Source organism: Pedobacter sp. NO84, from assembly GCF_059703915.1.
The window spans coordinates 2,611,766-2,625,264 of sequence record NZ_AP046575.1 but is presented as its reverse complement, the minus strand read 5'-3'; the positions used below and the strand labels follow the sequence as shown (position 1 = coordinate 2,625,264).

General features: G+C 37.6%; 10 protein-coding genes. 4 read left to right on the top strand and 6 right to left on the bottom strand.

The features are described 5' to 3' along the window. The first annotated feature begins 331 nt into the window (after nucleotides 1-331). Nucleotides 332-892, top strand: coding sequence for an aminoacyl-tRNA hydrolase (gene pth / locus AC6H0V_RS11540; protein WP_497560329.1), 561 nt, complete (start codon nucleotides 332-334; stop codon nucleotides 890-892). Here pth and AC6H0V_RS11535 read toward each other — a convergent pair whose 3' ends face one another. The 5 genes from AC6H0V_RS11535 to AC6H0V_RS11515 all read right to left on the bottom strand — a co-directional run bounded on the left by AC6H0V_RS11535 (nucleotide 893) and on the right by AC6H0V_RS11515 (nucleotide 9,174). Next, nucleotides 893-2,479, bottom strand: a complete 1,587-nt coding sequence (locus AC6H0V_RS11535; RefSeq protein ID WP_497560328.1) for a hybrid sensor histidine kinase/response regulator — start codon at nucleotides 2,477-2,479, stop codon at nucleotides 893-895. Between the two features lie 15 nt (nucleotides 2,480-2,494). Continuing rightward, nucleotides 2,495-3,349 carry a CheR family methyltransferase gene (locus tag AC6H0V_RS11530; RefSeq protein ID WP_497560327.1) on the bottom strand — a complete coding sequence of 285 codons (855 nt, stop codon included), beginning with the start codon at nucleotides 3,347-3,349 and terminating at the stop codon, nucleotides 2,495-2,497. Then, nucleotides 3,337-6,801 (bottom strand): hybrid sensor histidine kinase/response regulator, encoded by a 3,465-nt coding sequence (locus tag AC6H0V_RS11525; protein ID WP_497560326.1) that lies wholly within the window; start codon nucleotides 6,799-6,801, stop codon nucleotides 3,337-3,339. The genes AC6H0V_RS11530 and AC6H0V_RS11525 overlap by 13 nt, the downstream gene beginning before the upstream one ends. A gap of 88 nt (nucleotides 6,802-6,889) precedes the next feature. Beyond that, entirely contained in the window at nucleotides 6,890-7,567 is a 678-nt protein-coding gene (locus AC6H0V_RS11520) for a LytR/AlgR family response regulator transcription factor (RefSeq protein WP_497560325.1), read from the bottom strand. An 89-nt stretch (nucleotides 7,568-7,656) separates the two neighbouring features. Next, nucleotides 7,657-9,174, bottom strand: a complete 1,518-nt coding sequence (locus AC6H0V_RS11515) for a sensor histidine kinase (protein ID WP_497560324.1) — start codon at nucleotides 9,172-9,174, stop codon at nucleotides 7,657-7,659. Between the two features lie 254 nt (nucleotides 9,175-9,428). On the opposite strand from AC6H0V_RS11515, the gene AC6H0V_RS11510 reads away from it, so the two are divergent. After that, on the top strand, nucleotides 9,429-9,776 hold the full coding sequence (locus AC6H0V_RS11510) for a Spx/MgsR family RNA polymerase-binding regulatory protein (RefSeq protein ID WP_497560323.1): 348 nt from the start codon (nucleotides 9,429-9,431) through the stop codon (nucleotides 9,774-9,776). A 59-nt stretch (nucleotides 9,777-9,835) separates the two neighbouring features. Here the strand turns inward: AC6H0V_RS11510 and AC6H0V_RS11505 are convergent, their stop codons facing one another. Further along, on the bottom strand, nucleotides 9,836-10,204 hold the full coding sequence (locus AC6H0V_RS11505) for a response regulator transcription factor (RefSeq protein ID WP_497560322.1): 369 nt from the start codon (nucleotides 10,202-10,204) through the stop codon (nucleotides 9,836-9,838). A gap of 148 nt (nucleotides 10,205-10,352) precedes the next feature. Between AC6H0V_RS11505 and AC6H0V_RS11500 the strand changes: the two genes are divergently transcribed. Together AC6H0V_RS11500 and AC6H0V_RS11495 are read left to right on the top strand one after the other, a co-directional pair. Then, a complete protein-coding gene (locus AC6H0V_RS11500) occupies nucleotides 10,353-11,066 on the top strand; it encodes a hypothetical protein (protein ID WP_497560321.1) in 714 nt (237 codons plus the stop codon). A 140-nt stretch (nucleotides 11,067-11,206) separates the two neighbouring features. Continuing rightward, on the top strand, nucleotides 11,207-13,459 hold the full coding sequence (locus tag AC6H0V_RS11495; protein ID WP_497560320.1) for a M1 family metallopeptidase: 2,253 nt from the start codon (nucleotides 11,207-11,209) through the stop codon (nucleotides 13,457-13,459). The last annotated feature ends 40 nt before the right edge of the window (nucleotides 13,460-13,499 follow it).

The window sequence follows — 13,499 nt, the reverse complement described above, 5'->3', positions numbered from 1 at the left end:
GAAAGGTGGGAGTGGGTTAGGCGTTTTGCATTGCCACTAACTCTAAAATAGGCGAAATAACCTATTTTTTCAATTTTAACGTAAAAATCTATTTTTCAAGTAATTAGCTGCAATATCATATTTCGTATTTTATGTTGTTTATTCGTGCATAAGCGTTTAATAATGATAGTTACATCTACAGATCCAAAGTTGTAGTCCAACTTCATGATGACTTATGGCCTGTGAACTTATGGACTATTGGACTATTGGACTTTTGGTCTTTTGGACTATTGGCATTCATCTTCGGACTCTTGGACTTCCCGACTCTCGGACTTTTTTTTATCTTAGCAAAATGAAATTCCTTATCGTTGGACTGGGCAATATTGGTCCAGAATATGCAAATACACGACACAACATCGGATTTAACATTGCAGATGAATTGGTAGAAAGCCTGGGTGGTAGCTTCGAGTTACTACGCTTGGCCTATTATGCCGAAGTAAGCCATAAAGGAAAAAAATTACACGTGATTAAGCCCACTACGTTTATGAACTTAAGTGGGAAAGCGGTTAATTACTGGATGAAGGATCTCAAAATCGCCCCAGAAAATGTACTTGTGATAGTTGATGATCTAGCCCTGCCACTGGGCAAATTAAGGATGAAATTACAAGGGAGCAGCGCCGGGCACAATGGACTAAAAAGTATCGAAGAAGTGTGTGGTGGACAGAACTACGCCCGCTTACGTTTCGGGATAAGCGATAATTTTAGAAAAGGAATGCAGGCTGATTATGTGCTGGCCCCATTTGACAAAGACGAACAAAAGGAGCTCCCAACTTTAATCAATAGGGGAGTTACGATGATTAAAAGCTTCGTAACCATTGGTGCAGCCCAGACGATGACACTTTTTAACAAATAGTTAAGCTTTGTGGTAAAATTCAAGTTTTTGGTGCAACACATTTACATCAAAGGGCTTACTTAAAATATCATCGGCACCTGCCTGTATAGATGGTTCTCTTTCGATATCTATAATTCCTGCCGTAAAAGTAATGATAGGAATATTTGCCTTTCCTTCAACCGCACCAGCCCTAATTTTTCTGGTTGCATCTAGCCCATTCATACCAGGCATATAGGTATCCATTAGGATCACATCAAAATCATTATCTGCTAAAACTTCGAAAACTTCAAGTCCGTTTGCTACGAATTTAGTGTCAATTTCCCATTGTTTTAGGATTTTTTGAATCAGGAATTTATTGATTACATTGTCTTCTGCTACCAAAACCCGCATCCCTTTCAATGGTGATAATTTAATTATAGGTTTAGCTTCCAATTTCTGTTCCTGCTCTACATACTCATACCATTTAGTGAAACAAAATTTACTTCCTTCCCCTTCCTTGCTTTGGAGATGAAGTTTGCCGCCCTTTAATTCGGCCAGTTTTTTTACAATAGAAAGTCCTAAACCAGTACCTCCATGTTGTGAGGTGCTATGCTCTTCTACCTGCTCAAATTTGTCGAAGATCTTAAGTTGGTCCTCGGCAGAGATGCCAATTCCGGTGTCGGAAATCGAAAATTCGATCTCAACTGTATTGCTTTTTTTATTCAATACCTCCGCTTTAAATACGATGCTTCCTTTTTGGGTAAATTTGATCGCGTTACTCAAAAGGTTCATAAATATCTGGTTCAGGCGTAATGAATCGGCCATGATAGTTGTTGGAAGTTTTTCATCGATTTCTAACCTCAACTCAAGATTTTTTTCTTTCGCTCTTATATTTAGCAGATTGGTAGCTTGAGTTAATACTAAACGGATATTGGTCTTAGCATAGTTGATTCTGAATTTGCCCGCTTCGATCTTTGAAATATCAAGGATATCATTGATAACCCCAAGCAAGGATTCTGATGATGATTCCAAAAGTAATAGCATTTCTTTCTGTTCAGTAGTTAACTCGCTTTTGTTTAACAGGTGTACCAAACCGATTATCCCGTTGATAGGCGTTCGAATTTCATGGCTCATATTAGCCATAAAGCTTTCCTTTGCTTTTTTGCTCTGTTCTGCGTCTTCTTTTGCTTTTATTAGCTCCTTTTGGAAGCTTTCTAATTGCAGGTTTTTTTGCTTAATTTCCCGCTGGTTGCGTACAAGTTGAATAAAAGAGTCAACTTTAGCCGAGGTGATGTAAGGATCTAGCGGCTTATAGAGATAATCGATTGCACCTACATTTAAACCTTTAATAGCATATTTTGCCTCCAAAGAAATAGCAGTTACAAAAATAACCATGATTTCTTGGGTGCGTGGATTGTTTTTTAAGATCTCTACCAATTCAAAACCGTTCATTCCCGGCATTTGAACATCAACCAAAGCGATGGCAATATCTTTTTCCCAACAAATCCGCAAGGCCTCATTAGGTGATGTGGTAGTGATAATTGAAATATCGTGTTGGTTCAAGAGCGCTTCAAGCGCTACTATATTCTCAGGTTTGTCGTCTACTATCAAAAGATTAAGTTTCGGCATGTTGGACATAGCTGGTTAGTTTATTTTTTGATATATGTTTAGTTTTTTGTCGATTATTTTAAATTTTTTAGCAAGCTCTAAATCCCTAATTGATTCTTTGCTCCCCAAGCAGAGGAATCCAAAGTTTGCCAAGCTATCGTAAAATAACCGGATTACCCTAGATTGAAGATCCGAATCAAAATAGATCAATACATTTCTACAAAAAATTAATTGAAATTCGTTAAAAGGACCATCGCAAACCAAGTTATGCGTAGAGAAAAGGGTATTTTTTTTAAGCTTTCTACTGATCAATGCCGCATCGTACTTAGCGGTATAGTAGGCAGAAAGTGAATTTTTCCCTTCGATTTCCATGAAATTTTCAGAATACTGCTTCATTTTTGCCAAACTATAGATCCCTTCCTTCGCCTGCCCCAAAGCCTCTTGATTAATGTCTGTGCCATAGAAAAAGCATCGCTCATATAAATTTTCTTCGGTAAATAGGATCGCCAAAGAGTAAAGCTCTTCGCCTGTTGAACAGCCACAACTCCATAGTTTAACATGTTGATATGATTTTAGATAAGGAATGATTTTCTCCTTTACGGCTTTAAAAAATAGGGGATCCCGAAACATTTCGGTAGTATTAACCGTAACCTCCATCAAGAAATAGTCGAAATAATCATGATCATTGATCAAATGGTTACTCAAATCAAAATAACTCATTTGTTTTAAATCCATGATTCTTAAAATGCGCCTCTTTATCGAAGCTTGGGTATAATTTCCAAAGTCGAAACCATGCACCTTTTTAATAATAAGTAACAACTGTTCTAATTCCTTGTCGGTGATGATTGAAGCAGAGAATGGAACCTTATTTTTCATTTCTAACTTAGCCATACACGTAACATCGACAATAATTTATCTACATCCACCGGTTTCGAGATGTAATCGTTGGCGCCAGCTTCAATGCATTTTTCTCTATCATTTTTCATCGCCTTTGCGGTGAGGGCAATAATCGGCAAATTGGCATGCTGCTTTTGGGCTCTTATTTGACGCATCGCTTCGTAGCCATCCATCTCTGGCATCATGATATCCATTAGCAGTAAATTGATTTCAGGATGCATTTTTAATTTTTCGAGCGCCTCAAATCCATTATTAGCGATTAAAATATTGATTTCATAAGTTTGCAATGCACTAGAAAGCGCAAAGATATTCCTCATGTCATCATCAGTAATTAAAATAGTTTTATCCTTTAATGCCTGTTCTAAGGTATTCACTTGTATGTTTTTCGAGGCATGAACGGGTACATACGGATAAACCCCTTTGTCTGGTTTTTTAAGCTTGTGCATAAAGAGACTTACCTCATCTAACAGCCGTTCGTTAGACTTGTCTGTTTTTAGCACCATGGCCTCCGTATATTGCATAATATGAGCCATTTTATCGCGCTGCAGCTCCATTGCAGTATTGATAATTACTGGGATATGCTTAAACTTTTCCTGGGATTTGATTTGGTCCAATAGATCAAACCCAGAGATATCAGGAAGTTTCAGATCCAATATGATACAATCAAAATGCTGGTTTTCCAATAACAACAAGGCTTCTTTTCCCGTATAGGCTTGGGCTACATTTATCCCTTTTTGGATCAATTGTTCGGTTAAGTTATTACTGTGTAATACGAGATCTTCTACAACCAGTACATTTTTGAAGGGGTAGCTTTGGTTCATGTTCAAAAGATCAAATGCCTCATCCAATTTTTCCTTTTCGATGGGCTTTTTAAGGAAACCTATGGCACCTTCATTCTCGGCCAATGTACCTTTTTCATTATCGGCCGACATAAGATGCACGGGAATATGTTTTGTTTTAGGATCTGATTTCAGTTTTTTGAGCACGGTCCATCCATCCATTACAGGCAGCATAATATCAAGTATAATGGCAGAAGGAAGGAGATCTATAGCCATTTCGAGCCCTACATCCCCACTATGGGCCAACACAGGATCGAAACCTTTCTCGATGGCATACGATTTTAGGATTTCCGCAAAATTGATATCATCCTCAACAATCAACAATAGATTGCCCTCTATTTTCGGTTGTGGCTCGCGGATGAGTATTTCTTGTACATGATTGCTAATGGGCAATGGAGTAATAACTTCTCGGTCAACAGAAACCGAAAGATTTTCTGGAATGAAAAGGGTAAATGAACTCCCCTCACCTTGTACACTTTCGATATGGATTTCGCCTCCCAAGAGTTGGGCCAATTCTTTACTTATCGATAAGCCAAGTCCAGTACCCCCATATTTTCTGCTCGTTGAACCATCTTCTTGCTGGAACGCTTCGAAAATAACCTCCTGTTTACCTGCAGCTATCCCGATGCCAGTATCACTTACCTTAAATGATAAAATGGTATCTCCACTTGCCACAAGATTGGCATTTTTGGCAACTGCCGAATCAGTTAAGGCTATTTCGACACTAATTTTGCCACTTTCTGGTGTAAATTTAAAAGCGTTCGATAATAGATTTTTCAGGATTTGTTCCAATCGGCCCTGATCTGACACAAAATCAACTGGCGAATTAGGGGCGAGTTTCACTTGGAAATCAATTTTTTTATGGTTGGCGAGCTCTGTAAATAATGATTCGATATTGTTTGCTATTTGAACTGGCCTGATCTTTTCTATGTGCAGATCTATATTTCCCGTTTCGATTTTTGAGAGGTCTAGGATGTCGTTGATGAGCGTTAAGAGATCATTACCCGCATTTTGGATTACACCCGCATATTTGATCTGTTCTTCTGAAAGGTTATTGTTTTTGTTATCCTTTAATATCCTGGCCAAAATTAAAATACTATTTAATGGCGTTCTCAGTTCATGACTCATGTTGGCCAAAAACTCAGATTTATATTTGCTGCTCAATTCAAGTTCTTCGGCCTTAAGGCTGATCGCTTCCTTGGCCTCATTAATCGACGCATTACGCTCTTCGAGTAATTGGGCCTTTTCTTCCAGTTCGACATTGGTTTGCTGCAATTCTTCTTGCTGCACTCTCAATTCTTCTTCAGAAACCTGAAGCTCTTCTGTTTTGTGGAAAAGTTCTTCGTTGGTAGTGCGCAATTCTTCTTGTTGGCTTGCTAACTCTTCAGCCTGTTGTTGGGTTTGCTCAAAAAGATCTCTCAATTGCAGGTGCGCCAGAGCGCTATTTAGAGCGATCCCAATATTTTCGGCAATGTTACCGATTAACTGCAGCTTATTTTCTTGTGGTTTCAATAGAAATCCAAGCTCTACAACAGCTATGGTATTATGTTCATAAATAATAGGAACTAGATACAGAAAAGATGGACTGGTGTCTCCCAACCCAGAATTTATCCTGACATAATCTTTAGGGATATCACTAATAAGTTTGGGTTTCATGTCTAGTGCAACCTGGCCAACTAGTCCTTCGCCTAAACGAAAAGTATTTTTTGGTTTCCCAGGATAGGCATAGGATCCCATTAATTTAAGGATGTTCGACTTATCATCCATCAAAAATAATGCTCCAATAGTAGCATCGATATAGTTGCTTAATTTAGCGACTATATTTTGGGCCAGGTCTTCCATTTCCTGTTGCCCTTGCAGGGCTTCATTTACTTCGGCAGCGCCAGAAAGCAACCAGTTATTGTGCTCGTTCAGGGCCGATAGTTCCGCAAGCTCTGCATTGCTGCTTAAAATTTGTCGCTCTATTCCTTTCTGCTGATCAAACGTACGGCGAATGTAACTGAGCAAAAATAAAATGAGAATAAAAATACATGCCGAACTTAACAACACAATAAGGATGGTTTGTTTACTGTTCTTGTTGTTAGAATTTTTTCTCTCTTTAAGCAGCGATAGTTCAGTATTTATAAATTTATTGGTGATGCGCAAGAAATTAACTTTATAGCGCTGCCCTTCATTGGTTAAGATCGCCTGTTTGGCTGCCGCGAAATCCGAACCTGTAGCTTTAGACATGATCTTTTTCATGTCATTTACTTTATGTATAGCATAAAATTCTAAGCTGTCTGCTTGTTGCGTCTGTTTGGGGTTGTCCTGAACGAGTAGCTTAAGGGCGTTAATCTGCTGCTGTATTTGATTGATGTTGTTATCGTAGGGTGTTTTGTATGAATCTTCTTCGGTAATGATAAAACCTCTCAACCCTGTTTCGCAATCTATCAAGGCTATTTTAGCCTTCTCGGCAGTATTAATTACTTCGTAGGTATGTTCTACCCAACTAGAGCTATCTGTAAGTGATCGGATGCTGAGATAAGAAAAGAAAGCCGAAATAAAAACAAATAGTATAGAAATGGCAAATCCAGTGAGGACCTGCTTCTTAAATGACAGTTTAAACATCTAATTGATTTGCGTGATTGAGCGCACTAAGATAATATTTAAAACAAATAAGTAAGCATTTACTAAAAGCAAAGGTTAAGCGGGGAGGTTAAAATTTTAGATTTTGCAGATAACTGTTCCCAATGGGGATGCCTTTTCCATTAATCCAAACTTGCGAACGGTCATATTTGCTAATTTTATCTTTTGCAATAATATATGCCCGATGGATCCGGATAAATTGTTTAGCGGGTAGGAGCTCAGCGAGTTCATTAATAGTGATTCTGGTACTCACTAATTTATCGTCAGTTAAATTAAGTTGGGTATAATTCCCGGAAGCCTCGATATATAAAATGTCGTTTAATATAATTTTTACCTGCTCATATCCATCTTTAACAAAAATAAAATCCGCTTTGTATTCGGCAGAATTATTTCTTAAGTCAAAAAGTTCTTTCGCCTTATTACAGGCTTTTAAGAATCTAGAAAGCGAAAAAGGTTTTAACAAATAATCAACAGCATCTAGCTCAAAACTTTGAACGGCATGTTCACTATAGGCCGTTGTAAAAATCACCAATGGGGGTTTTGTTAATGCTTTCAAAAAATCTATCCCACTAATATCAGGCATCTTGATGTCCAAAAAAATGAGATCAACTTTATGCTGCTGTAAATAGGTGATGGCCTCAAATGCGTTTGTAAATCTTTCCTTTAAATCGATAAACGGAACTTTATTGGCATGCGCCGCCACAATGTCTAAGGCTATTGGTTCGTCGTCTATGGCTATTGCGATCATTTTAAAAGATGGTTAATCGTTGAAATCGGTTAATTGCATAGTTAAGCAATTAACTCAGTTAACCAATTAATCAGTTAACCAATTAACCTTTACAATTCAAGGGTTAAATGTATGAAAAATTCTTTAGCACTCTCCCTAATGATCAGCTCGTGCTTACCGGGATACAAGAGGGCCAGTCGTTGTTTAACATTCGCTAAGCCGATTCCGCTTTTTAACTTTTCTGGATCATTATCCGGTTTAACATGGATGCTGTTGTGTACATCAAAATATAAGGTATTTTCTTTGGTTTGTAGGGTGATTTTAATGTGTGAGGGATGTTGTAGGCTTATTCCATGCTTAAATGCATTTTCAACAAAGGGAATAAGTAACATTGGTGTAATCTGAAAATTATTTAACTGTTCGTCAATTTGGGTTTCTATCACGATCTCTGATGATCTGGAAGTGCGTAGTTTTTGCAGAGCGATATAATTTTCCAGATAATCAACATCACGCGTAAGCGAAATTTTATCCTGCATATTTTCATGTAACATGAAGCGCATCATATCTCCCAATTTTTGAATTCCTTCCCCGGTCCGGTCTGCGTTTTCCTGCAAAGCTGTTCCATATAAGGTATTTAGGGCATTGAATAAAAAATGAGGGTTAATCTGGGATTGCAGAAAGCTTAAACTGGCATCCGATTTTCCTAATTCTGTTCTTAAATTGGTAATTTCGTTGCGATTTTCTGTTCTTTTTTTGTATAGATACCAAGATAAAGGGGCACTAATTATTAATTGGGTAGGCATGTGAAAGAAGAAAGTAACAAAGGCAAACTCTTCCCGCTCATAGAAGAAGAAAAGGCCAATTAAGCTCATCGGAACGGCCAATAACAAGGCGATAAGCACTATCTGCCAAAAATAGTTCTTGAAAGTTTTTTGTTTCGCATACAATGATGGCAATAAATAATAGATGGAATAAATGATAATGCCGATAGCGGAAAATATAACCAATGTCCACACCACAGTAATTTCAAAAGGGGATCTTGTGGTAAGCCACAATAACAATCCAACTAGCCAAAATGCAAGACCAACGCCAATATCAACCTTCATTTGATACTGATTTAGGGAGTTTTTATGTTGACCCTCAATTAGATAGATAATTAACTTTTTAATTAGTACGTAGGCCGCTATTAAGATTACAAGCCAAATTGCATAGCTAAAACTTTTAAAAAACATGTAGTTATAGGCTTCTTGTAAGTTATCGAATGAAATTAACCTATAAGCTTCTGCGTAAGTTTTGCAAATCCCGGTGATTGAACCCACGACAATGATTAGAATGCAAACCAGAAAATAGTTGAGTAGTTCGTTTCGCTTATCGATAAGTGCTGGTATCAGATAAAAACTGAGAAGAAGGAAACTAAGATAAATTAGGGAGACACGAAAAATTTCTGGCACAAAATAATTCGAAAAATAGGAGTAGGAAATATGATTTGCTATAAAATAGTCTACTGCATTATTGAAATGATAGCCACTACTCCCGTCAATAGTATTTGAGGTAATGGTAATTCCAGCAATTAAAAATAATATGGTCGAAATCCAGAACTCGGCTCTTTGTAAATCTTTTAATTTCATAAAGTTAATTTGATACCACAATGTTAACGATGATCATAAGAGTACGAAAAAAAATGTGATAGACCCATCAGAAAATGTGATGAACGAGAGATTTGATTAACTTTGAAGATGAGTTTTTGGCAAATAGGTGGCTAATAGTTCATGGTTCATAGTAGCCGTGGCGCCTAGCTATGAATCCAATATATCAACCATGAACCATCAACTATGAACCACGAACCCTCAACCATGAACCATCAACCCTTTACTATATAGCTATGACACTCTACGGCATCCCAAACTGCAACACTGTAAAAAAAGCACAAGATTGGCTTAAAGAAAACCATATCGAATTTGAATTCCATGACTTTAAAAAGAAAGGAATAACTGCCGCCAAGTTAACCGAGTGGTTTGATATTTTTGGTTGGGAGAAAGTGATCAATAAAAATGGATTAACCTTTAAGAAATTAACTAGAGAAGAACAAGCACAAATTAACTCTCCCGAGAAAGCAATTACTTATCTGCTCCAACATACCAGCGCCATTAAGCGGCCAATTGTTGAACAAAACGACAAGGCTGTTCTCTTAGGTTTTACAGAAAACGATTACAGGAATAGGTTGACCTAAATTGTTTTTTGGTTAACTGTTAATTGATTAAAGATGGAGTTTCTGACTAGAACTAATAATTAATGCAAATAATGATCAACCTTCTTTACTAAATCATTGATGTCAAAAGGTTTGCTGATAAATCCTTCGGCCTCGCATTTAGGTTTAATCTCACTAAGAGAAGCATGAGCAGACATCATTAAAACGGGAATATCATGGGTACGTTTATTTGATTTCAGCTCATCACAGACATCAATTCCGTTGCCGTCTGTTAACATCACATCCAAAATAATCATATCAGGGCTTGCAAATGCCATTTCATTTTTGAAAGATTTTACCGTTGGATATCCCTGCACATTATAGTTTTCTTCAATCAAGAGATATGCTATCAATTCTCTAATATCATCGTTATCCTCTAAAATGTAGATACATTTCTTTTTCGCTTTCATTTGTATATCAGTTTGATAAGCATTATGCTTTTGATTAAACTAACCTTTTAAAACATTCGATTGTTTTAAATACAACCTAAAAGGGTACTAATTTTGTTAAATTTTGTTAAAAGCCCACACTTCACCCAAAAGAGATTTAAATTTGAATATGCTTAAAAAGTTAATTATAATTATTCTGATTACGCTTCCGTTTAAATTATTGGCACAGAACAACACTTTAACGGGGAATATTTTCGACAACGATAATAGAACTATAATACTACAAGGTGCTACCATTAAGAATTTGAACACTAAAAATGTGGCCTTGACAGATAAAGACGGCCATTTTGCAATTGGTGCCAAAATAGGAGATCTCATCTCATTTGCCATGGTAGGATATAACACCGATACGCTTTATTTGGTGAATTTATTTCCTAAAAATATTTTTTTAAGGTTGGTAGTCAATAATTTGAAGTCGGTAGATATCACTAACGTAAAAATTTCACCCTATCTAGACCTTAAAGATCCTAATGCCACACCAGCACGTCAGGTTGATTATAGCAAAGAACGTGGTGGCCTACGATTAACCTTAGGGTACGGTAAGTACCGAAAAGAGCAGGCGAAGATCCAACAATTAGAAGAAAGAGAAAGATTCCAAGAAGAAATCAATAAAAATTTTAACGAAGAATACATTAGATCGCTCGTTAAATTTGAAGGACCTGACATTAAAGATTTTATGGGAATGTATCGCCCAACGGTGGAAGAAGTTAAGGCAGAGAGACCCTTCAACTACGTTTATTATACCATTAGTGCTTATAGTGCTTGGCAGAAATTACCAGCCGACCAACGTAAGTTGCCCCCTCTAACTAAACCTAAAAATTGAGTTTGGAGTTTGGAGTTGAGAGTTAGCTCAACTCAAACTCCAAGCTCCCAACTCCAACTCCTCCCCAATGGCGTAACAATCTTGCATATTAATTTGAATTTATTCAATTACAATTTACCTTAGCGAAAAAATAAATCAACATGCTTAAACACAAATCCTTTTTATGTGCGGTATTGGTTTGTTTGTATAGCTTAACCAGCTTTGCACAGCAAACGCCGCCAACTACACCTGCCACCAATTATGTTTCTGGCGATGCTTTCGGGCCATTATTCTATACTCAAAATGGAAACGAATATCGTTCTGCAAACGGGGCTCCTGGTGCAAAGTACTGGCAGAATAGAGTAGATTATAACATTACCGCAACTTTAGATGAAACAAAGAATAGGGTAAGTGGAACAGTTACGATCACCTACAAAAATAATAGCCCTGATAAATTGCCATATTTATGGCTACAATTAGATCAGAATACGTTTAAAGAAACGTCAAGGGGTTACGCGGTTACGCCTGTTCGTAGTCGTTATGGTGCCCAGGGAGAGAAATTTGAGGGTGGCTATAACATCCAGAATATAAGTGTATCGCAAAAAGCGGCACCAGTTAAATTTACTTCCCTGGTTGAAGATACAAGAATGCAGATCCGTTTAGACCAGCCATTGGCGGCAAGTGGTGATATCGTTACCATTAAAATGGATTATTCTTATATTGTTCCAAAAGAAGGTTCAGACAGAACCGGACATTTAACTACCAAAAACGGAGAGATTTTTGCCATTGCACAATGGTTTCCACGCATGTGTGTATATGATGATGTGTTAGGTTGGAATACGTTGCCATACTGGGGTGGCGGAGAGTTTTATTGCGAGTATGGCGATATCAACTACTCGGTAACTGCACCTGCATCTCATATTGTAATGGGCTCGGGCGAATTGTTAAATCCACAAGAAGTATTTACGGCAGAACAATTGAAAAGATGGAATGCTGCTAAATTGAGCGATGCAACGGTACACATCCGTTCAGAAGCTGAGGTATTAGATCCATCTTCTCGCCCTGCGAAAGATAAATTAACTTGGAAGTTCAGAATTGTAAATGCTCGTGATGCAGCTTGGGCTTCATCAAAATCTTTTGTGCTAGATGCAGCACGTATCAATCTGCCAAGCGGAAAAAAATCGCTCGCCGTTTCTGCACATCCTGTAGAAAGCAATGGAATGGATAGTTATGGTCGTGGTGTAGAATATGTTAAAAGTACAATCGAACATTACTCGAAAATGTGGTTCGAATTTCCGTATCCAATGGCTGTAAACGTAGCAACCAACATTGGCGGAATGGAATATCCCGGGATCGTTTTTTGCGGATGGACAGCCAAGAGGGGTGGTGCATGGGGTGTAATTGACCATGAGTTTGGCCATACCTGGTTCCCGATGATTGTAGGTTCAAATGAACGTAAATATGGATGGATGGATGAAGGTTTCAACACTTTTATTAATGGTATTTCTTCGCAGAACTTTAATAATGGAGAGTATAAACAACGCCCCTCTAATATGAATTCGATCGGAAAATCGAGTATTGGTAATCCACGTACAGAAAATATCATGCTTATGCCCGATGGAATGGCCGAAAATAATATCGGGATCAATTTATATAGCAAACCAGGTTGGGGATTGAATATTTTAAGAGACCAAATTTTAGGCAAAGATCGCTTTGATTATGCGTTTCGTCAATACATTAAAAACTGGGCATTCAAACACCCAACTCCAATTGATTTCTTCCGCTCTATGGAAAATGGATCTGGTGAAGACTTGGCTTGGTTTTGGAGAAGCTGGTTTTTGAACAACTGGAAAAGTGATCAAGGATTGGGAGAGGTAAAATCAGTAATGAAAGATGGCATGATCACAGGCTATACCATTCGAGTAAACAACCTCGAAAAAATGCCAATGCCAATTATTCTCCAGATTAAAACAAAAAGCGGTAAAACCGACATCATTAAAGTTCCTGTTGACGTTTGGATGAAAAATACATCGTGGTTAGTGCGCTATCCTACAACTGAAGAAGTTACCGAAGTGCTTATAGACCCTGATAAAGTATTGCCAGATGGTAACCCAGATAATAATTCATGGTTAGCAGAGGGAGCAACAAAAGCAGTGGCTACTCCTCCGGCAAATTTAGATGTGTTTGCAGGTTCTTACGGTTCTCCAGAGATTCCAGTTAAAATTATTATCGCTAAAGCGGATGGTAAGTTAACCGCACAAATTGGAACAAATCCATTGATGAATCTAACTTTTGTTAGCGGTAATAAATTTGCTTATGAAGCAAATGATTTGGAATTTGAGTTCAACCCTACTAAAAATGAATTGACGTTAACAGCACAAGGTCAAAGCTTTGTACTTACGAAAGGCAAATAAGCATTATTTTATTTATAGATTAAAGTCCCGATGCAAATCG